Source organism: Amycolatopsis sp. NPDC006131 (assembly GCF_040614175.1).
GTDB lineage: Bacteria > Actinomycetota > Actinomycetes > Mycobacteriales > Pseudonocardiaceae > Amycolatopsis_E > Amycolatopsis_E tucumanensis.
Genome location: NZ_JBEXTX010000077.1, coordinates 1 through 19,785 on the forward strand (window position 1 = coordinate 1; position 19,785 = coordinate 19,785).

Genomic DNA, 19,785 nt, shown 5'->3' on the forward strand with positions numbered 1-19,785 from the left:
GAACGACCGCTGCCACCCGTTCACCTGGACCAAGACCGCCGACGAAATCCTGCCCCACGCCAGCCGTCAACGAACCTCGGACGCACGACACTAGCGGGCGGTGGGTGGCCGTTGGCCGCCGTCGCACCCCCTCGGCCTCGGCGTCCGCTGCACCGTGAGAGGAGCACCGAAATCATCATGTCCCACTGGCTGTTCGAGCCTGGCAACGTCAACGTCACCGTCGGCCATTCCACTACGTTCAGCGCTCTCGACGAGCTGCTGGAACCGACGCCGCTGTACGACGCGGTCGTCGACGAGGTGACCACACCCGCGATGGCCGAAGACACCGAGTACTTCCCCCACGGCAACCAAGAACCGAGTGAAAGGAGTCCCCAGTGAACACCGCCAAGACCTGGGAAACACCGGGCCTGTACTACGTCGATCCGTTCGAGCTCGTTCTCGACGAAAACTCGCGGGAGATCGACGACATCCGTGCGAAGAACCCAGGCCTTGTGCGCCAGCATCGCCAAGTACGGGGTGAAGACCGCGGTCACTGCGAACCCGGACGAGAACGGCAACCTGCGCCTGCGCTACGGGTTCAGCCGCGTGCTGGCCAATCGGCTGTGCGTCGACCAGCATCCCACCATCCCGGTGATCGTGGTGGAGGCGGGGGAGGAGGACGAGGACGAGGCGCAGCGGCTGATTGACCAGTGGGACGAGAACACGCAGCGCGTCGGCTACACCCAGGCCGAAGAGGTGCACATCTTCGAGCGGATGGCCCTGTTCGACCTCGCACCCGAGGAGATCGCCGAGAAGCTGAGCACCTCCGCCGACCGTGTCACCGCCAGCCTCGCGGTCGCGCGCAGCGCCGCCACCCGTGAGGCCCTGCGCGAGGATGATCAGCTGACGCTGGAACAGTACGCCGCGCTCACCGAGTTCGAGTCCGATCCCGAAGCGCACGCCGAACTGCTCGACACGCTGCGCTGGTGGCCCGGCAACTTCGCCTTCGCTGCGGCCCGGTGGCGCAGGAAAGCCGCTCGCCGAGCAGCCTGCGCGGAGGCCGCGGACGAGCTGCGGGCCAGGGGAGAGCTGGTGATCGTCGACGACCAGCTTCCCGACACCGCCGCACGACTGCACGACCTGCACGCCGACGAGGACGGCGAGAACGGCCGAGTCCAGCTGCCAGTTGACTTCGTGCAGCGCACCGATCTCGTCGGTACGCTTGACCAGGGCGTAGTCGAAGGAGGACCGCCTTCGATGGGCAGGCAGGTCACGTTCGGGCGTGGGTAGAGCTGTTCGACCTGGACGCCCACGAGGACGGCGCCGTGTCCGGAGGCGGCGTAGGCCGGCATCTCCTGGAACCGGGTAGCGTGGCGCCGTGGGCGCCGAGCGGGTTACGGCAGGTGGTGTTCGACCCGGTAACTGGGAGGTCTTGGGCGAACACGGAAGTCTGTTCGGCGAGCGCTGGTTGAGGTGATGGCCGGGTGCGGGATCACATGCGCGCGCCGCCGCCCCGGTCGGGGCCGCGGAAGCGGCGGAGTCGAAGCTGGGGAGTTTCGCGTCCCGGCTGAACGGCGCCGGCTTCACTCCGGCGCGTGGGTCGGCGACGGGGAGGCAGGTTGGCTTCGTGTCCGGCCGGTGTTGCCGGATGCGGCATAGTTTCTACGCTTGGATGCGGGTGTTGCCATCCGCGGCGCGCTCCCTGAGCACTCGCTCGCCGGCGTCGATGTAGGACGTGAACAGGTCCCGGACGTCACGCAGTCGTCCCGCCGCCCGTTCCGTCTCGGTCAGTTCCTCGGCCGCCCGAAGCGTGCGGATGAAGGCTCGGGCGCGTTCGTGGCTGGCCGCGAGGAGTTGTTCGAAGCCGCCGGCTGCCTCGACGAGCAGGCGGCGGCTGCCGGGTTGCGGGATCGTTCGTGCCAGCCCCCAGGAAACCAGTTCCCTGGTCGCGGTGCTCACGGCCCCGGAGCTGAGGGACAGCGCGGCGCGCAGCTCGTCCGAAGTGGACGCTTCGCCGCGCAGCAGGAGGTAGCCGTAGATCCGGCCCGTGGCACGAGGGAGGTTCCACGTCGCCAGCGTGTCGCCCAGGGCGTTGACGAAATCCTGCTGTTCCGGGGTCATGATCGCTGCTCCCCGTGTCGGATCGGGTGTTGCCAGCCGTTCAGGATCCGCAGCAGGGTATGCGAGGTTTCCGCGGGCGCGTCCCACGTGACCATGTGCCCGGCGCGCGGGATCACGTGCTCGGCGACGCCTTCGGTCGCGGCCCAGCGGGACATCGCCGTGGCGATGTTGCCCGTGCGGTCCTCGGCGCCGCGCACCAGGGTGAGTGGCACTGGCGAACGGTATCCGGGGTCGGGCGCGACGAACGACACGGTCGCCGCCCACACGTCCAGGAATCTGCGTTTGGGCATGCGGGCGAAGAGTGCTTCGGTCCGGGCGATCGCGTCGGGGGAGACCGCTGAGGCGCGGGCCATGAGATGAGGAAGGGATTTCGCGGGAACCAGGGCGAGCGCCGGCGCGGCGAGTCGGAGCGCGCACCGTTCCAGCGCGGACAGCGGGCCGGCGTTCCAGGTGGAGTCGAGCACGATCACGCCGCTCACACGCTGCGGGTGCGTCCGCGCGAAGGCCTGCGCGAGATTGCCGCCGAGCGAGTGTCCGGCGAGCACGGGTGTATCGATTCCGCACTCGGCGAGCAGCGCGTCGAGGTCCTCCAGTGCGTCCGTCGCACTGAACCGCACCCCGGGCGCGAGCGCCGACCGGCCGTGCCCGCGCAGATCCCAGACGACGACGCGAAACCCGTGCTGCGTCAAGGTCGTCACCTGCGCGTCGAACATCGTGTGGTCGACACCCGCGCCATGCGTGAGCACCACGGCAGGACCGGTGGCACCCGAGTCCGCGAAGGCGATCTCGGCGTCACGGCGAGCGAGACGCCGAGAAAGATTCACCATCCTCTGAAAATAGTGCAGATCCGGGTCGCGTGCAAGTGATCCCTTGGCGAGCCCCAGATCCGTCAGGGGCTGGACGGGTTGAGGGGACTGCCGGCCCAGCCGCGTGTCATTCGCGGTGAGCTACAGTTCGTCGCCACGGGGGACGCGGAGGGGACGATCACGTCGCGCAGCCACGTCATATCCCGTGCGCCCGCCGGTGAAGATGGCCCGGCTCGCGCGCCGGTTCTTCGCCGGCGCCGCCGAACGCGGCGTCACCGGCGAGCTCGCCGAGCAGATCTTCCACCAGATCTACGCCTTCAGCGACTACGGCTTCCCGGAACAGCCACAGCCACAGCTTCGCGCTGCTGGTCTACGCCAGCGCGTGGTTCAAGTGCTACCACCCGTCGGCGTTCCTCGCCGGGCTGCTCAAGGCCCAGCCGATGGGCTTCTACAGTCCGCAATCGCTGGTCGAAGACGGGCACCGACACGGGGCGATCACCGTGGCCCCGACATCAACCGCATCCCAGTCGAGGCCACGCTCGAACCCCACGCCGACAGCGCCGGCGGGCTGGCGGTCCGGTTCGGACTCGGGACCGTGCGCAACCTCGGCTGCGACGCCGCCGCGGCGATCGTCGACGCCCGCGCCGCGGGGCCGTTCACCTCGCAGGACGACCTCACGCGCCGGGTCCGACTCGACACCCCCGCCATCGAAGCGCTGGCCACCGCCGGCGCGCTACCGAGCTGGGGACAGGACTGCGGCCAGGCATTGTGGGCCGCCGGCGCGGCCGCCCGGCACCACCCCGGCCACCTTCCCGGCCTCGCCCCAGACCTGGACGCCCCGCCCCTGCCCGGCATGACCAAGCTCGAGCTGGCGGCCGCGGACGCCCGGGCCACCGGCGTCGTCGAACAAAACACCTGGTCAGACTTCCGAACAGTCGCCCGCGCCAGCTCAGCGATGCTCGTGTGCGCCATGGTCCAACGCTCCCCCCGAAGGCGTCGTCAGCCTCCGCGCCGACCGCATCGAACACCATCCAGCACGCATCCCGCGACTTTCGCTGACTCCCGCGATCGCGGTGAGCCGTCTGTAGGGTCTCAAGAATGAGTGCGGCGCGGAGGGTCCCGATCGGCGCCTACGGCTCAGTGGCGTTGAGGATTCCCGCGCCGGCGAGAGTGGCTTGAACAGCGTCGGTGAAGCTAGCGATGTCGTCGAGCCCGAACGCGACGCGTTGGAGCACGAAACCGTGCAGTAGCGCCAGTACGACCCTGGCCCCGCGTTCGGGGTCCAGCCCGGTCGGCACCGTCCCGGCGGCTTGGCCGTGACGAAGGACCTCAGCCATGCTTTGTCGGACATTCTCGAATCCCTCGACCGCTCGCCGGTGTAGTCCTTCGTGCACGAGTAGCTCGCCCCATGCCTGCACGGCACAGCGGAGTAGCTCGTCGACGGGGACGGGCTGGCCGGCCGCATCGAGGGCAGTGTCTCTGGCGGCGGGGCCGATCGACGCAGCGACGAGATCGGCGACCGTGGCGACCTTCTCGCCTTGGACCAGTCGCGCTACCGGCTCGAACAGCAGGTGGAACGCGTCGCCGGCGAGTTCGAGAATGATCTCCTCCTTGCTGGCGAAGTAGCGGTACGGGGCGCCGACGGACACGCCTGCCTCTTGTGCGATGTCCGGCATCGAGGTCTGGTGGAACCCCTCACGTGCGAAGCAGCGACGCGCCGCCGCCACGATCTGAGCGCGGCGCACCTCGCGGCGCGCGTCGGTGATCCGCGGCATCGAGCCAACCTCCGTGGTGCCGTTGACCGACACAAAATGAATGATTGTTCGCCTTGACAGCTCCATGTTAACAGTGAACGATCATTCACGGAAGCGAGGTGTAGTTGTGAGCAATCCGACGCTTGCCATCGGTGTCTACCGGTACGAACACACCGCAGCCCTGCTGGACGGGACTGTGACCGTCGAGGGCGTGGATGCCACGTTCGAGACGGCGCCACTCGTGTCGGACATCTTCCGGCGCATGGTGCGCGGGGACTTCGACGTCGCAGAGCTGGGACTGACGTACTTCCTGCGCCTGTTCGACCAGCGGGATGCGCCGTTCCTGGCGCTGCCGATCTTCCCGAACCGGAACTTCCGGCACTCGGCGATCTTCGTCAACATCGCGAGCGGTATCGCCGAACCCCAGGATCTCGCCGGGAAAACCGTGGGCGAGTTCGCGCTGTACGGACACGACGCGGGCGTGTGGCCCAAAGGCATCCTGGCCGACGACTACGGCGTCACCCCCGACCAGTGCCGGTGGATCATCGGCGGCACCAACTATCCTGTCCCGTCATTCGACTGGATCCCTCAGCCCGTGCCCCCCGGCGTAGACGTCCGACGCGCCGCGCACGGTCACACGCTCGGGGCCATGCTCGAGGCGGGCGAGATTGACGCACTGATCTCCGTCGATGTCCCGCAGACGCTGCTGGACGGATCACCGAGGGTCGCGCGACTGTTCCCCGACTACCCAACGGTGGAACGGAATTACTACCGGCGCACCGGCATCTTCCCGCCCATGCACGTCATCGCGGTACGCAAGGAACTCGCGGACCAGCCTGACGTGACAACCGCCCTCTACCGGGCCTTCAGCGAGGCGAAGGAGATCACGGCGCGCCAGTACCGCGAGGGGGCGGCCAAACAACACATGGCCCTCATGACTCCCTGGTTCAGCCAACTCTTCGCCGAGAATCGGCGCCTGCTCGGCGGGGACTGGTGGCCCTATGGCGTCGAAGCCAACCGCACGGCGATCGACACCTTCCTGCGCTACCACCACGAGCAGGGCCTGTCGAAACGCCACCTGACGAGCGAGGACATCTTCGTCAGCGACCTGCTGGGGACATGATCGTCAGCCCACGTCACAGCCAGTCCGGGGTGCGGCCGCCGGGCCCGGCAAACATCCGCAGGGTGCGCTCGTCCAGCATCGCAGGCCGTTCTCCTGTGGTGTCATCTGGCGCGGTCGATCAAGCGCGGTCATGAGCTGCTCGCCGGACACTGGGAGCGCGACTGGTCGGTTCGACCGGTCGCGTTCGGCTCCGCGGGCATGCCCGTGGTCGGCGCGTCGTCCCCGGCCGGGCGGCGTTACCCGTGGTGGCCGGGTCCGGTTGTGATCGTCCGGTGCTGCGGGAACAGCCGTCCGGGAGGCGTCCGGCGGTCGCGACGAGGACCTGGTTCAGCGGGGTGCCGTTGGCTAGGACCTCGGGCTGACCTCGTGGGCGCGTCGGTCGGCTACGGGTGCGGCGCCGGCGTCGTCGAGCACCGGGCAGCACCGCTGGGCCAGGTGCAGGCAGAGCTCGTGCAGCGCGCTGGACATGCTCACCTGCCCGGTGCGGCTGGCCAGCACCCACGCGGGGCGGCAGCAGCAGCCCGCAGACCTGGCATGCTCAGCGGAGCTGGCAGTCCTCCAGCCGGAGCCGGTCGACGTAGCGCCACCAGACCCGACCGCGCACGACCTGGAGGGGACCTACTGGCTGTTCGGCCGCGGGGACCGCCGTGGTCTTGATCTGCCGGCCAGAGCGCGGACGGCAGCACGCTTGAGTCGGCGCCAGCAGATGATGCTGCAGGCGATGCCGGACGAAGGCTTGGTGGTTCCCGCTGGCGGTGGCGCTGGCCGGCGGCAACCGCAACGACATCACAGCCGCCTCCGGTAATCACATGGTGTTTTGACCCGGTGCGGGCTCGGTCGACCGGGCTCGGCCCGGTTTTCGGCCCCCTTTCAACGCCCGGACATGCGAGCCATCGATCGCGGCCCGAGACCAGTCGATCAGCCCGGCCGCGTTCAGCTTCGCCAGCAGCAGCTCGTGCAACTGCTGCCACATCCCGGCCTCAGTCCAGTCCCGCAACCGCCGCCAGCACGACCATGGCATCCCCGTCTACAGCACGAACAAGATCCCGCACAACGCACGCCGATCGTCCAACCGCTTGCGCCGCGGATTTCTGAACCGGCGCTCAACTTTGGGCAACGGAGGCTCGATCAGCTCCCACAGCTCGTCCTCTACCTCCCACGGCCTACGCTGCGCCACCAACACCTCCCGATCCAAGATCAACAGCGGGAGACATCAAACCACACCAAGATCATATTGTTACGACCTCTTATTCAAGACCTCAACCAGGCCAGGTAACGGGAAGGCTTGCCAGACAACCTCGGGACCCTTCAACACCCATGAGGTACGCCTCGCCGCCCTTCATGCGGAGGCGCGGCGACGACGGCCCCGATCAGGCTGACCGACATCCTGGACATCACAGCTAGAACAGCGCGACCCGACACGTGCGTCCTCAGTTCGCCTAGCATTGGTGTGTTCACGTGTGATGTGACCCGAGGTGCGAGATGCAGATCGAAGCGATACTTCCCGCCATGGCCACGAACGCTGCTGCTGATTCCGTCGAGGCCGATCTGGTACGTGAGCGAGCGGTGACGGCGATGCGGGTGCTGCGTGAACTCATCCCCTGGGAGGGGTACGCCCTCTCAGCCTGGGACGCCGTGTCAGGAACCCACCGCCACGTCACCCTGGCGAGTGAGGGTTACTCCGCACAGGTCCAGGCCCACATGAACGACGCCTTCGTGCAGGAGAATCCCGGTTTTCAGCTCTTGCACACCCGCGTACCTGACGCGCTGAGGTGGTCCGACCTCGCCCGTGACTGGCAGGTCGAGTTCTCCAAGACCTTCTCCGCCGAAGTGGTCTTGATCCCGGCGGGATTCAAGGAGGGCGCGACGATGTGCCTGCGGCTCCCGAACGGTCGCTACACCGGAGCGCTTCACGTCAGCTGGGCACGTCCACACGACGCCAGCGACGAGGCACGACGCACCATCGAGGGTTTCCGGCCATTACTCGCGCAGGCGTGTGACCTGCTGAGCGCGCTCCCGGCCGAGCATCACGTGGGTCCCGACGCCCACGCAGTGGTCGTTTCCAGTACGGGGACGGTCTCGCAGATGCCCGGGCGATCGGCCGGACCGGTCCTCCTGGAGCACATACCCAACCGCGTGCTCCGCGACCTGGCCATGCGTGGCTCGGTTCGCCGGCGCTATCTGTGGGCAGGCCCGAAGGGGAGCTGTCACCGTATCGACGTCATCCCGTGCCGTGGTCAGGCGACGCTGATCAGCGAGGAACAGATCCCGTGGCCCTTCGACCTCAGCCCCCGGGAGGCCCAGATCCTGCACCTGGTGGCACAAGGATTCTCCAATCCGCGGATCGCTCGGGAGCTCTTCATCAGTCCACGCACGGTTTCCACCCATGTCGAGCACCTGCTCGAGAAGCTCGCATGCGAGTCGCGAGCCCGGCTCGCGGCGATCGCGGTCGGCGCCGACCTTGTTCTCCTCAACGCCACGGACGCCTGAGACAGTGTGTGAAGCCGGGTGATCACCTCGGCGTGGCAGCGGTGGTAGTTGTCAGGATTTGGTGATCATTTCGGTCGGGTGTGTGTCTGTGGCTGCAAGCCGGCCTATGACTCGTCGGTGACCGACGCGCAGGAGGTGATCGAGCCGTTGCTGCCCCGGCCAGCGGCGGTGCTGTGTGGTCGCTCGCATGTGTACTCCCGCCGGTTGATCGTCGACACGATCTCCTAGTGCTGGTCAGCGGGTGCGCGTGGCGGCTGGTCCGCACGATCGGGGTCGTGGAGCATCGCCTACCAGTGGTTTCTCGGTGAACAGATTGGCTACGACGCCGGGAAACGCGTCCGGACCGCAAACGCCACTGGCTCATCGACACCCTCGGCCTGATGCTGCACGGGACTCCTCGACGAGTTCGGTCGACGACACCCGCCAGGCGCGCAGGTCAGCGCCGAGCTGTCGCAGGTCGAGGTCAGGGAAACGCCCCGCGCCAGTGGCGGAGGATTCGGCTCAGTGACCGGAGCGGCAGCGTGACTCCAGTGAGGCCGGAGAGCCCTGCTGAAGCCTCAAGTCCCGAATACGTCAGTCGACCGATGCCCCTCGATCGAGCCGATTCCTACGCTCAAGGTCTCGACACCAGCAGTTCACGCCCTGGTCGACGAAGTGAGGTTTCATGGAACGCACGAAGGATGAACAGCGGCCTTCGGGCACCGTGCTGTTCGGCGCTTTGTTCGCGCTGGTGTACGCGGTCGCACTGGCACCGCCGGTGTACATCACGCTCTCCCGGCAACATGGGAGGTTGCTCTCGATCCCAGCGTCGGTTTGGTACATGCTCCTGGTCTCCGCGGCCGCGATCGCCGTGACCTACGGGCTCTGGCTGCTCGAGCGCCGGCGGGGGGTGCTTGACTGATGATCATCACCTTCGGCTCCCTGGCCCTGTTCTTCGCCGTTATCGTCGGTGTACTGCACCTCACCAAGCGACGTCGCGACATCGCGTCCTTCAGCGACTACGCGGTTGGGGAGCGCTCTTTCTCCAGTTGGTTCGTGTCGATGGCCTACACCAACTCGTGGTGGCCCGGATCGACGTTCACCGCCGTGTTCGGCCTGATGGTGGCCAGCGGTCTGGTCGGTCTGTACTTCCTTGTCTACTCCGTCCTCGGCGTCCTGGCGATGTACTTCATCGCACGCCCGGTCTGGAAGTGGGGCAAGCAGTTCGACCTGCGTACCCAGGCGGACCTGCTGGCTCTGCGCTACAACAGTCCTGCGCTCAAGCTCGTCGCCAGCGCTATCAGTGTCGTCGCGCTCCTCCCATGGCTCATCCTGGGGCTGATCGCTATGGGCGCCGTCATCCAGTGGGCGTCGCTGGGACACCTCTCGGTCGCCGACTCGATCCTGATCGGCATCCTCGTTCTCGTCGTCCGCCAGTTCTGGACCGTGCAGATGGGCATGCGCGGACTGATCATGACCGACATAGTCCAGGGGATCGTGGCCTATCTGGGCTCGGCCGTCCTCTGCCTGGGCCTGCTCTTCTTCTACTTCGATGGTCTTTCGAACCTCGACCGCCTGAGCGAGAGCCAGCTCAGCCTGCCCGGCTTCGGATCCGAGAACGGCGGCTTCTACTACTTCGGCATCGTCGCGGCCGGCATCATCGGCAGCTTGTGCTGGCCCATGATCTTCACCCGCATCTACACCGCGGCCAGTGTGCAGGAAGTCAAGAAGGGATCCCTGCAGACGATGGTCATCGGCTTCGGGTTCTTCGTGCTACTCGTCGCAGTTGCGCTGTGCGCGGCACCCCTTCCCTTCGCCGCGAAGGAGCCCGTCTCGGCGTTTTTCGCGGTCTCGCAGGATGCGGGCGGCACGTGGCTGCTGGCGTGCTCGTTGGTCGTCGTCTTCGCCGCCGGCATGGGCTTCGTCGACGGCGTCACCCAGGCCATCGGCACACAGGTCGCCAACGACATCGTCGGGGTCATCCGCCCCCTGCGTGACAAGCAGGAGCTCTACCTGGCCAAAGGTGCGATGGGAGTGAGCGCGATCATCGCCGCCGTCATCGCCTACCGGATCTATGACTCCCCGAACCTGGCAGGCGTCACGCAGCTGGCCTACCAAGCAATCATCCAACTGGCCGTTCCGATCTTCGGCGGACTCGTCTGGCGCCGCGGCACCAAGGCAGGAGCGATCACAGGGCTCTTGACAGGTGCTTTGGTGGCGCTCGTGCTGACGGTGCCCTACATGGACGTCGGTGGTGCCGTTCCATGGCTGGGCGGCCTCGGTTCCGGACTGGTGGGCCTGGTCGCCAACCTGGCTGTGTTCGTCGCCGTCAGCATCGCCCGCCCGGACGACGCCGCAGAGCGTCACAGGGTCGACCAGCTCTTCCGAACGGCGCGATCACGTACCGCCCCAGCCGGCCCGTCGGCTCCGGGACCTGTCACCAGCCCGCTCTCGGACCCGGTCTGAACCCCAACCCAGTCACCATCGACGTCCCGCACAACAGGAGACACGATTCATGAGCACCATCGCGCACACCATTGACATCCCGCACCTCGGGGGCTCGGTGATCGGTGCCACCTTCGGCCTGCCTCATGATCCTGAACTGCCCACGCTGGTCATGATCAACTCGTACACCACCTCCGCCGACCTGTACCGGCCGCAGTTCGCAGACCCGGCGCTGAACGGAGCGGTGAATCTCCTCGCTCTCGAGCCATTCGGGCACGGCCGCACCCGGGCGGGGTACGAGCACTTCACCTACTGGGACAGCGCAATCGCCACCCTCCAGGCGCTCGCGGCCCTGGGCATCAGCGAGGCATTCGTGCTGGGCACCTCCCAGGGCGGATGGATCGCCGTCCGCATGGCACTGATGGCGCCCCAGGTCGTCAAAGGGCTGATCCCGCTGGGCACGTCGCTCGACACCGAGAGCCAGCGCACCCGCGATCTGGGTTGCTGGGACGGTCCGCAGTTCTGCACACCCTTCATAGATGCATTCGCCGATCCGGTCGACTCTGACTGGGTGGTGCCGGACCAGTTTGTGGACGACACCTTCGACGCGGCACTCGGCGGTCTGACCGACGACGAGCGCAGGTTCTGGCTCAAGACATATCGCACGAACTACGCCGGCGACGCCGGCCGGCACCGTCTTCGCCTGTGCACGATCAACCTGCGCGATCGCGACGGTCTCCACGGCCGGCTGGATGAGGTGCGACCGCCGGTGCTGTGGCTGCACGGCACCGCCGACCAGGTCTACTCGGTCGCCAACGCCGAACAGGAAATCAAGCTCTTTACGCGCTCGGCCGACGCCAGGCTCGAGGTGATTGACGGCGGGCACCACTTCCTGAGTGCTTCGAAGCCGGATCAGGTCAACGCGGCCGCCACCAAGTTCATCTCGAGGTGGGCATGACGAGCGCGCACGTCGCCGGCCAGGCTCCGAGAATCGACCGCGAGGGAGCCAACGACGCGGCGGTCGCGGCCATGCTGGCTGTCGACCCGATCCTGGTCGACGTCGCCCCAGCACTCGAAGCCCTGCCGGGCATGACGCCGCACACGATCCTCGTCTCGGGAGCGCCGCTGAAGTGGGCGCAGTACACCGGTGGTCAGCGCCGGGCGGTCCTCGGAGCGGCCGTGTTCGAGGGGCTCGCCGACTCGCTTGCGGAGGCAGACGCCTTGCTGCACGAGGGGAAGATCATCGTCCGGCCCTGCCATGACCACGGCTGCGTCGGCTCCGTCACGGGCGTCACCTCGGCCTCCATGCCGGTGTGGGTTGTGGAGGATCCGGTCACCGGCGGGCGCGGGCACTGCCTGCTCTATGAGGGCAGCGAGCGTCAACGCTTGACCTACGGAGTCTGGAACGACGCAGTGCACCGGCGCCTGATCTGGTTGCGAGAGGTCTTGGCTCCGCAGCTGTCGGCGGGTCTGCGGCATGTCGGCGGGCTGCGACTGAGCCCCATCATCCGCCGCGCTCTGGGCATGGGGGACGATCTGCACAGCCGTAACACCGCCGCTACCGCCATCCTGTATCAACAGCTGAGCGGACCGGTCCTCGACGCCAACGGGCTCGGCGCTTCTACGCGTGAGGTTCTCGACTTCCTTGGTCAGAACGACTTGTTCTTCCTCCACATCGCTATGGCGACGGGCAAGTGCATCGCTGATCGCGCCGCGGGGATGGTGGGGAGCACCATCGTGACTGCCATGACGCTCAACGAGAAGCAGTTCGCGATCCGCACCGCCGGCACAGGACGACGCTGGTTCCGGGCGCCGATTCCTCCGCTGCGGGCGAAGTTGTTCGACGGCCTCAGGCCCGAGGACACGGCGTTCATGGGCGGCGAAAGTCTCATCACCGAGACGATCGGCCTGGGCGGCATGGCTGCAGCTGCGGCCTTCTCCCTCCAGGATTACAGCGGCGGTTCGGTCGATCACATGGTGACGACGACGAACGCGATGTACGACATCACGCACACCGAACATCCGACATGGAAGATTCCGTACCTAGCCTTCCGAGGCGTCCCGTTCGGGATCGATGCGGCACAGGTAGCCGCGTCCGGCATCACGCCGAGCATTCACATGGGCGCAGCACTCCGCGAAGGTGGTCACGCTGGCGCGGGACTCCTGATCGCGCCAGTCGAACCGTTCCAGGAAGCGGTCAAAGCGTTGCAGGCGGCCGGGTCTTCCCGGTGAGCTAGGCGAGGGTCAAACGCGGACGGAGGTTACGGGCAGCACGCTTGCGGGCGAGGGGTTACTCACCCGGCAGGTTCCTCCCGCACCGCGGCGTGCGGCCCGCTGCAGTGCCGGCTCGTCTCGTGCGCCGAACAGCAGGGAAATCGGGCGGTTCCAGCGGAGACCGCAGGGTTTTCGCCGCCCGTGACCGGTTCGCCGCGTCAGACATCGCGGTAGGTGCGCAGATCGATCGAGGGGCGCTTGCCGCGCCCCTCCACCTGTGGCCGGCGACCAGGAAGTTGTCCGGGCCGGCTCCCACTCCGGTGTCGGGCGTCAGCCGTCCGCCCGACACCGCGTCGATCCCGGCGGCTTCCTTGGCCAGCAGGGCCGTCGGCCAACTCGGGGCGATCAGGACGGAGCTGAGCAATTCGATCCGAAGGGTCACCGCAGCGGCCGTGGCAAGCTGGCCTGGCGGTGAACCGACGGGTGACGAGGTCGTCGTGGACCGGTGGTCCCGCTGTGCGGGGCAGGCGACGTTTCTTGGCGAACAGGCTCCGGATCCGCTGCTCGCGGCACATGCGGGCGACCGGTTGTGGCAGTTCGACGCGCAGGGTGTTCGGCGCCGGATGCCCTGCAGCCGAGCCGGCTGTGCCTCGCACGCCTGCTGCCTACCGCAGGAGGCGGGCGATGTGGGCACGGGTCGTTTTCGCTTCGGGGATCGGCATCAGCATCCAGTCGTGCACCGCACCGGCGGTCTCTTCGACGGTGACCTGCGTGCCGGGGGCGTCTCGGGCGAGGTCGGCGAAGCGGTGAGCATCCGGGTTCAGGAGGTCCCTGGTGCCGGTGAAGACAGTGATCGCGTCGAGGTGGTCGACCCGGGCGTGAACGGGGCTGACCAGTGCACTGTCGGGCCCGTCGGGGCCCGCGTAGCTGGCGGCGAGAGCGCGGATGTGGTCGAGCTTCAGCAGCGGATCGTGGGGGGCGATGCGGGCGCTTTCTGGATTAGCGAACGTGAGGTCGAACGTAGGGGACAGCAGCACTGTCGCATCCGGCGCGGGGGACCCCTCGGCGAGGGCGACAAGGAGGTTCAGGGCCATTGTCGCTCCCGATGAGTCGCCGACGAGCGCCGTCGGCACCTCTTGTGCGGTCGCCAGCCACAGGTCCGTGAGGACCGGGGTGATGTCGCGGTGGGTGACTGCTGGAACGAGGGGGAAGATCGGTACGACGAAGGTCCGCGAGGTGCCGACGGCGAGGTCGGCGACGAGGTTCCAGTGCCGGGCCTGGATTTCCGCTGCCCACGCCCCGCCATGCAGGTAGAGGGCTTGCTTCCCGGAGGGCGTTTCCGGCGCGAGCGTGAACACGGGCCAGTCGCGGAACGTGCTCCGCGTTATGGTGACCCTCTTCTTGATTGACGGCGGCGGCGAGTACTGGGCCGCGGTGCTCGGCTCCTTGGTGAATTTCTTCGGGTTGAACTGTTCTCGAGCACGCATGACCGTCATGGCGCCGGCGAGCAGCCGGCTCCGCAGGCTCGGACTCATTTCGCGGCGGCCTCGGTGTAGGACCCGGAGCGGACGTCGTCGATCAGCGATCGCGGCGCGGGACTCCAGCCGAAGGTGTCGCGGGCCTTGGCGGCGTCGAGGCCGCTCGTCGTCGTCAGGATGCGGGCGGCCGGTCCGAAGCTCTGTTCCGCGATCTTGAGCGGAACGGATGCGACCGGCTTTCCGGTCAGGTCTCCGATCGCTTCAGCGAGCGCTCGGAACGTGAACGGCACGGCGCCGACAGCGTTGTAGATGCCAGCGACCGGGCGTTCGAGAGCCGCGACGTACAGATCGGCGAGGTCGTCGACGTGGACGGGGGTCCAGGCGTTCTCCCCGTCTCCGACGTAGATCGACGTTCCGGTGTGCTGGGCGGACTGGATCAGTCCCGTCACGAGTGCGGAGCCACCGCGGCCGAAGACCAGCCCGGCGCGGAACACGATGCCGGAGATGCCCGCCGCACCGCAGACGATGCGTTCAGCTGCGACCTTCACCGGCTGTGCGCTGACCTCCGGCAGAACAGCATCCTCCGACTTGTCCTGATCCTCCTCGAACCCGTAGACCAGCCCGGTGCTGGTGAATACGAACGGCTTCCGGACAGTCCCGGACGCGGCGCCGTCGACCAACGCCTTGACCGCGGCCAGCTCCATCGCCGTCGATTCGTCGGTCATCGCGTAGTCGACCGCTGCGTGAATGACGGCATCGGCGGCTGCCGCAGCGCCGGCGAGGACGGCGGTGTCGCTGAGCGACCCAGCCACAGGTGTGGCACCCGCTTCGTGCAGGCGTGCGGCGCTGGCGTCCGAGCGGGCAAGGGCTGCGACGTCGTGCCCGGCCCTGACGAGGTGCTCGACGAGGACGGTGCCGAGGTAGCCCGTCCCGCCAGTGATGAAGACCTTCATGATGATTCCGTTCCTCAGCGGTTTCGCGGTGGAACATCACGCTAAACTCTTACATCAGTGTCAATGTCAAGTGGAAGCGAGCGTGGGGCATGAAGATCGGCGAGCTGAGTCGGGCTTCCGGAGCGAGTCCGAGGTCCCTGCGATACTACGAGGAACTCGGCTTGATATCGTCCGTCCGGCAGCCCAATGGGTATCGCGACTATGACGAGACAACGGTGGGTGTGGTCTCGACCATCAAGTCGCTGCTAGACCTGGGGTTTCCCATGACACTGATCGAGCGCGTCCTGCCGTGCACGGGCGACGCCGGTCCGCTCGAAGGGGAGTGCTCTGGAATCGTGGCCCGGGTGGCAGAGATCCGCGACGAGATCGATGACAAGGCTCGTCGACTTCTCAAGACCCGGGATGCCCTCACTGCGTTCCTGAGCCAGCAGCCGTCCTGATCGGTCACGTCCGCGCTCACGATCCGTCGCCGGTGCTTCGAGCGCTCGGGTCCACCCGCGCGTTACGCGGACTCCGAGCAGGAGGCCGGACGCAGTCCGGCGTCGGCACCCGCGGCGAGTTCGCACATCGACCGGAATTCGATGGCCATGTGGACCTTGTGTCCCTCGACGATCTGCCGCGGTGTCGTCGCCGGGTAGAGCGAGCCGAGTTTGACGGCGAAACCGTTCTCCAGCGGCTTGTACTGGTGGAATGCCAGGACGTTGATTTCGGTGCCGTCGCTGGCCAGGCTCGTCGAGCCGGCCGTGAGGATCAGATATCCGGCTGCCGGTTCGACGGGAACCGGGATGGCCGGATTCGCGATGAGGTTCATCTCGGTCGGGGCGCCGTACATGCCGAAAGTCTCCATCGCGTGCATGCCGTCGCCGTTTTCTTCGATGAAGTAGTGGTCCGGGTTGAGCGTGGCGTAGTCTCGGCTCAGGCTCGCTGCACCTAGCGCGCCACGAAGCTCCTCGATGTTCAGCCCGGTCACTGTAACGTCGGCGGTGGCGAACTGCATGGTTCCTTTCTTCCCGGTCCCGGCGTTCACGTCCTTCCACATCCTGTCGGATGCCTGCAACAGGTCCCGGTAAAGATGCGTGATGCCGTCAACCCCGTACGACTGACGGGCGGTGATGGAGGCGGTGCGGGCTTCGGCGGGGTTCAGGAAGTCGATTTCTTCGTGGGTTAGCCGGCTGCCGGCATGTTCGATGCTGGCTCCCAGTCGTTTCATTTCGTGAAGCACATGGCGATGGCGGTCGTACTCCACCGCGGCGAGCTGTTCACCGGACCAGGGGCGGTCGTCGATCGAGCATGCGGTGGTGATTTCGGGCATGCGGGGGCCTTTTCTGATACGCCTTACGAGGTCGTGTGGAAGTCCTGGGTGCCGATGACGCGCAGCAGTTCCAGCTTCTCGGCGGCGTCGGTGCCTTCGAGGGGGAAGAAGGCGAGGAGGTTGAGGTCCGCGTCGGGGGTGAGCATGACCTCGCAGCGCAGCTCGATCGTCCCCACCTCGGGATGAATGGTGCGCTTGAGGTCGGAGCGGCGGACGCCGACCTCGTGCCGCTGCCACAGTTCGCGGAACTCGTCACTGGCCTCGATCAGATCGTTCACCAGGGCGGTGACGTCGGCGTCGCCACCACGTCGGGAGTACGTGGCGCGCAGGTCGGCGACGTGTACCGCGGCCAGGCGCGCCCAGTCCTCTTCGGGGACGCGAGCCCGTCCCGCAGGGTCGGTGAACATGCGCCAGACCATGTTGCTGTCGCGGCCGGGTGCGGTCTCCCCGTAGCCCAGCAGAGCAGTGAGCAGACTGTTCCTCCACACGATCTCGCCGAGGTCGGTGTAGATGCAGACGGGCACATCGTCGAGACGACTTGCGAGGGCGATGAGCCCTGGGCGGATGTGCCGTCCGGCTCGGCGCGCAGGTGCCGGGTACCCGGCGAGGTGGAGCAGGTGGTCCCGTTCGTCCAGATCACATCGCAGCGCCCGTGCCAGAGCGGCCACGACGGTTTCCGACGGGGCCGACCCGCGCTCCTGCTCGAGCCGGGCGTAGTGGTCCGTGGAGATGCCGGCCAGCCGCGCGACCTCTTCACGCCGCAGACCCGGCGTCCGACGGCGAGCACCAGTGGGCAGGCCGACATCGGCCGGCCGTAGCCGTTCCCGCCTGCGACGGAGGAAGTCCGCGAGCCCGTGCCGATCGATCATTCCTCCACTATCGCCCGCGTCCGACCGGATAGCCAGGGACGGCCTCTCCGTGGATACACCGCGCCTGGCCGGCGGACGTGCGGCCGGAGAGGCTGATGGCATGACCGATTCACCTTCCGCGACGCTCCACATCCGCCATCTCGGACGCAGCGGCCCGGCCGTCTCCTCACCTGGTCTGGGTTGCATGGGAATGTCAGGCGCCTACGGGCACACCGATGACGACGAGAGTGTCCGCACCATCCACGCCTACCTCGACGCCGGCGGCACGCTGCTCGACACCGGTGACTTCTACGCCGCCGGCCACAACGAGCTCCTCGTCGGGCGTGCCCTGCGCGAGCGCAGCCGTGACGACGCCGTGCTCTCGGTGAAGTTCGGCGAGCTGCTCACCCCGGCCGGAATGCCGGCCGGGATGAAGGACGCCCGCCCTGCCGCGGTGCGCAACTTCCTCACCTACTCGCTGCGGCGGCTGGGCACGGACCACGTCGACATCTACCGTCCCGCCCGGCTCGACCCCCAGGTGCCGATCGAGGACACGATCGGTGCGATCGCCGAGCTGGTCGAGCAGGGGCACGTCCGGCACATCGGTCTGAGTGAGGTCGGCCCCGACACCCTCCGCCGGGCCGCGGCCGTCGCGCCGATCAGTGACCTGCAGATCGAGTACTCGCTGCTCAGCCGGGACATCGAGGACGAGACCCTCGCCGTCTGCCGCGAGCTCGGCATCGGCATCACCGCGTACGGGGTCCTGGCCAAGGGCCTCATCGGCGGCAGCGGCGGGACCGGCGGCGCCTTGCCGATGATGCCGCGATTCCGGCCCGGCAACCGCGAGCACAACGAAGCGCTGGTGTCCGCCCTGGGCGAGATCGCCGAGGCGAAGCACGCCACGGTCGCGCAGGTGGCCATCGCCTGGGTCGCGGCCCAGGGCGACGACATCGTGCCGATCATCGGGTCGCGACGGCCCGGGCAGATCGAGACCATGATCGCCAGCACGGCGGTCACGCTCGACCGTGCGGACCTGGCCCGCATCGACGAGCTCATCCCGAAGGGCGCCGCCAAGGGCGCCCGCCACCCCGAACAGCACATGCCGGATCACGGCGGCGAAGGCTAGAGGCCCGCGGGCAGGGGTTCAATGGTCCACATCGGACAGCCAGAGGCTCATTGTGCGGCGCCACGGGGCGCGAACGAGTTGCTGAAGCTCTGACCCGAGCGAACGAGCTGGCGAGCGGCATCGAGCCGCGCTGCCTCGTAGCGGCGCAGCGCGTCGGAAACGCTGGCCCGATTCCCGCCGAGGGCGTCGGCAAGGGCGAGGGCGTCCTGGGCGGACGCGTCGAAGCCGCGGCCGGTCATCGGCGAGGGCAGGTGGGCGGCGTCGCCGACAAGGCACACCCGCCCGGAGACGAGCCGGTGCGGCAGGTACTCGCCGATCGGCGTGCCGATCACCGCTCGACGGCGGATGCAGTCGACGATGGCTTCCCGCCACGGGCTGGGCCAGATTTCCCGTGCCTCGTCGGCGAGTTCGTCGAAGGTCGCGTCGGGCACGTCAGCCGCTCGAAGCGTGCACTGGACGACATCGTCGACCACGGCTCCGCGAGCGCGCAGGAGGTCGTTGCGACTGGAGTCGTACCACCCCCAGCCGATCCGCCGCTCGCCCCTGGCGACGGATCCGTCCGCTCCCGGCAGGTAGTAGGCGTTGAGGCAGTAGTCCCGTTCGTAGAGGATCGCGAGGTCCGATGGCCACGGGCGGGACCGGATCTCGCGTTCGTCGACCAGCCCCAGCCAGATCACGTATCCGGAGAAGGTCGCGTCGGGCGCCTCGGGGACGACGTGGCGGCGGACGACGCTCGCGTGTCCGTCCGCCCCGACGACGAGATCCGCGCGCACGAACTCGCCGTCGTCGGTGACGACCCACGCCGATCGCTCGTCCTGGCCCACCTCGGTCACCCGCACCGGCGACCGCAGGGAGATGCCGGGGTCGGCCTGCGCGGCGGAGCTGAGGCCGGCGTGCACGTCGGCCCAGGCCTGGCCGCCCGACGGGAGGGCGTCTTTCCCGTCGGGCGAGCGCCGGCCCGTCAGGCGCTCCAGCAGTCCATCGCTCACGGGCAGGGCGGCGCCGGTCCGGACCTTCCGGGTCGAGCGCTCCAGCATCGTCACCCGCAGTCCGGTGCGGGACAGGGTCAGTGCGGTCATCAGTCCGGCCAGCGAGGCTCCGACGACGATGGCGGAACCACGTGTCGCCGGCTGGTGGTGTTTCGTCATCTGCGGTCT

Annotated in this window: 21 protein-coding genes and 2 pseudogenes; 12 read left to right on the forward strand and 11 right to left on the reverse strand. The window is 67.7% G+C overall.

Features of this window, described 5'->3' with window-relative positions:
• Nucleotides 1-177: 177 nt before the first annotated feature.
• Together ABZ215_RS30455 and ABZ215_RS30460 are read left to right on the forward strand one after the other, a co-directional pair.
• A complete protein-coding gene (locus ABZ215_RS30455) occupies nt 178-378 on the forward strand; it encodes a hypothetical protein (RefSeq protein WP_354953496.1) in 201 nt (66 codons plus the stop codon).
• A gap of 93 nt (nt 379-471) precedes the next feature.
• Complete coding sequence (locus ABZ215_RS30460) at nt 472-1,269, forward strand: hypothetical protein (protein WP_354953498.1); 798 nt, start codon at nt 472-474, stop codon at nt 1,267-1,269.
• A 372-nt stretch (nt 1,270-1,641) separates the two neighbouring features.
• Here ABZ215_RS30460 and ABZ215_RS30465 read toward each other — a convergent pair whose 3' ends face one another.
• Nucleotides 1,642-2,100 carry a transcriptional regulator gene (locus tag ABZ215_RS30465; protein ID WP_020417299.1) on the reverse strand — a complete coding sequence of 153 codons (459 nt, stop codon included), beginning with the start codon at nt 2,098-2,100 and terminating at the stop codon, nt 1,642-1,644.
• The gene (locus tag ABZ215_RS30470) at nt 2,097-2,927 is read right to left on the reverse strand and encodes an alpha/beta hydrolase (RefSeq protein WP_354953500.1); all 831 of its coding nucleotides are present in this window, start codon (nt 2,925-2,927) and stop codon (nt 2,097-2,099) included. The genes ABZ215_RS30465 and ABZ215_RS30470 overlap by 4 nt, the downstream gene beginning before the upstream one ends.
• A gap of 202 nt (nt 2,928-3,129) precedes the next feature.
• On the opposite strand from ABZ215_RS30470, the gene ABZ215_RS30475 reads away from it, so the two are divergent.
• A complete protein-coding gene (locus ABZ215_RS30475; protein WP_354953553.1) occupies nt 3,130-4,008 on the forward strand; it encodes a hypothetical protein in 879 nt (292 codons plus the stop codon).
• 28 nt (nt 4,009-4,036) lie between these two features.
• On the opposite strand, the gene ABZ215_RS30480 is transcribed toward ABZ215_RS30475, so the two are convergent.
• Nucleotides 4,037-4,747 (reverse strand): helix-turn-helix domain-containing protein, encoded by a 711-nt coding sequence (locus tag ABZ215_RS30480; RefSeq protein WP_354953502.1) that lies wholly within the window; start codon nt 4,745-4,747, stop codon nt 4,037-4,039.
• Between the two features lie 40 nt (nt 4,748-4,787).
• Here ABZ215_RS30480 and ABZ215_RS30485 point away from each other — a divergent pair, with 40 nt between their 5' ends.
• Nucleotides 4,788-5,783 carry a PhnD/SsuA/transferrin family substrate-binding protein gene (locus tag ABZ215_RS30485; RefSeq protein WP_020417296.1) on the forward strand — a complete coding sequence of 332 codons (996 nt, stop codon included), beginning with the start codon at nt 4,788-4,790 and terminating at the stop codon, nt 5,781-5,783.
• Between the two features lie 345 nt (nt 5,784-6,128).
• Here the strand turns inward: ABZ215_RS30485 and ABZ215_RS30490 are convergent, their stop codons facing one another.
• Nucleotides 6,129-6,251 (reverse strand): hypothetical protein, encoded by a 123-nt coding sequence (locus ABZ215_RS30490; RefSeq protein ID WP_354953504.1) that lies wholly within the window; start codon nt 6,249-6,251, stop codon nt 6,129-6,131.
• Nucleotides 6,252-6,583: 332 nt separating this feature from the next.
• Nucleotides 6,584-6,960: pseudogene (locus ABZ215_RS30495) on the reverse strand (transposase); the annotation flags it as partial.
• Between the two features lie 305 nt (nt 6,961-7,265).
• Here ABZ215_RS30495 and ABZ215_RS30500 point away from each other — a divergent pair.
• The 6 genes and pseudogenes from ABZ215_RS30500 to ABZ215_RS30525 all read left to right on the forward strand — a co-directional run bounded on the left by ABZ215_RS30500 (nt 7,266) and on the right by ABZ215_RS30525 (nt 12,929).
• Entirely contained in the window at nt 7,266-8,273 is a 1,008-nt protein-coding gene (locus ABZ215_RS30500) for a helix-turn-helix transcriptional regulator (RefSeq protein WP_354953506.1), read from the forward strand.
• Between the two features lie 78 nt (nt 8,274-8,351).
• Nucleotides 8,352-8,662 (forward strand): annotated as a pseudogene (locus ABZ215_RS30505) (transposase); the annotation flags it as partial.
• A 275-nt stretch (nt 8,663-8,937) separates the two neighbouring features.
• Nucleotides 8,938-9,174, forward strand: a complete 237-nt coding sequence (locus tag ABZ215_RS30510; RefSeq protein ID WP_020417290.1) for a hypothetical protein — start codon at nt 8,938-8,940, stop codon at nt 9,172-9,174.
• Entirely contained in the window at nt 9,174-10,718 is a 1,545-nt protein-coding gene (locus ABZ215_RS30515) for a sodium:solute symporter family protein (protein WP_354953508.1), read from the forward strand. Before ABZ215_RS30510 ends, ABZ215_RS30515 begins: the two co-directional genes overlap by 1 nt.
• Nucleotides 10,719-10,767: 49 nt before the next feature.
• Nucleotides 10,768-11,655, forward strand: a complete 888-nt coding sequence (locus tag ABZ215_RS30520; protein WP_354953510.1) for an alpha/beta hydrolase — start codon at nt 10,768-10,770, stop codon at nt 11,653-11,655.
• A complete protein-coding gene (locus ABZ215_RS30525; RefSeq protein ID WP_354953512.1) occupies nt 11,652-12,929 on the forward strand; it encodes a DUF1116 domain-containing protein in 1,278 nt (425 codons plus the stop codon). The genes ABZ215_RS30520 and ABZ215_RS30525 overlap by 4 nt, the downstream gene beginning before the upstream one ends.
• A 58-nt stretch (nt 12,930-12,987) precedes the next feature.
• On the opposite strand, the gene ABZ215_RS30530 is transcribed toward ABZ215_RS30525, so the two are convergent.
• From ABZ215_RS30530 to ABZ215_RS30540, 3 genes are all read right to left on the reverse strand, one after another.
• Nucleotides 12,988-13,353, reverse strand: coding sequence for a hypothetical protein (locus tag ABZ215_RS30530; RefSeq protein WP_354953514.1), 366 nt, complete (start codon nt 13,351-13,353; stop codon nt 12,988-12,990).
• 223 nt (nt 13,354-13,576) lie between these two features.
• Nucleotides 13,577-14,446, reverse strand: a complete 870-nt coding sequence (locus tag ABZ215_RS30535; protein ID WP_020417286.1) for an alpha/beta hydrolase fold domain-containing protein — start codon at nt 14,444-14,446, stop codon at nt 13,577-13,579.
• On the reverse strand, nt 14,443-15,342 hold the full coding sequence (locus ABZ215_RS30540) for an NAD-dependent epimerase/dehydratase family protein (RefSeq protein WP_354953516.1): 900 nt from the start codon (nt 15,340-15,342) through the stop codon (nt 14,443-14,445). Before ABZ215_RS30540 ends, ABZ215_RS30535 begins: the two co-directional genes overlap by 4 nt.
• Before the next feature lie 89 nt (nt 15,343-15,431).
• Between ABZ215_RS30540 and ABZ215_RS30545 the strand changes: the two genes are divergently transcribed.
• Complete coding sequence (locus tag ABZ215_RS30545) at nt 15,432-15,782, forward strand: MerR family transcriptional regulator (protein ID WP_020417284.1); 351 nt, start codon at nt 15,432-15,434, stop codon at nt 15,780-15,782.
• A 62-nt stretch (nt 15,783-15,844) separates the two neighbouring features.
• Here the strand turns inward: ABZ215_RS30545 and ABZ215_RS30550 are convergent, their stop codons facing one another.
• Nucleotides 15,845-16,654, reverse strand: coding sequence for a hypothetical protein (locus ABZ215_RS30550; protein ID WP_354953519.1), 810 nt, complete (start codon nt 16,652-16,654; stop codon nt 15,845-15,847).
• Between the two features lie 23 nt (nt 16,655-16,677).
• On the reverse strand, nt 16,678-17,523 hold the full coding sequence (locus tag ABZ215_RS30555; RefSeq protein ID WP_354953521.1) for a helix-turn-helix transcriptional regulator: 846 nt from the start codon (nt 17,521-17,523) through the stop codon (nt 16,678-16,680).
• Between the two features lie 184 nt (nt 17,524-17,707).
• On the opposite strand from ABZ215_RS30555, the gene ABZ215_RS30560 reads away from it, so the two are divergent.
• Nucleotides 17,708-18,628: an aldo/keto reductase gene (locus ABZ215_RS30560; RefSeq protein WP_354953523.1), complete on the forward strand. Its 921-nt coding sequence runs from the start codon at nt 17,708-17,710 to the stop codon at nt 18,626-18,628.
• A 47-nt stretch (nt 18,629-18,675) separates the two neighbouring features.
• Here the strand turns inward: ABZ215_RS30560 and ABZ215_RS30565 are convergent, their stop codons facing one another.
• A complete protein-coding gene (locus ABZ215_RS30565; RefSeq protein ID WP_354953525.1) occupies nt 18,676-19,776 on the reverse strand; it encodes an FAD-dependent monooxygenase in 1,101 nt (366 codons plus the stop codon).
• Nucleotides 19,777-19,785: the final 9 nt, after the last annotated feature.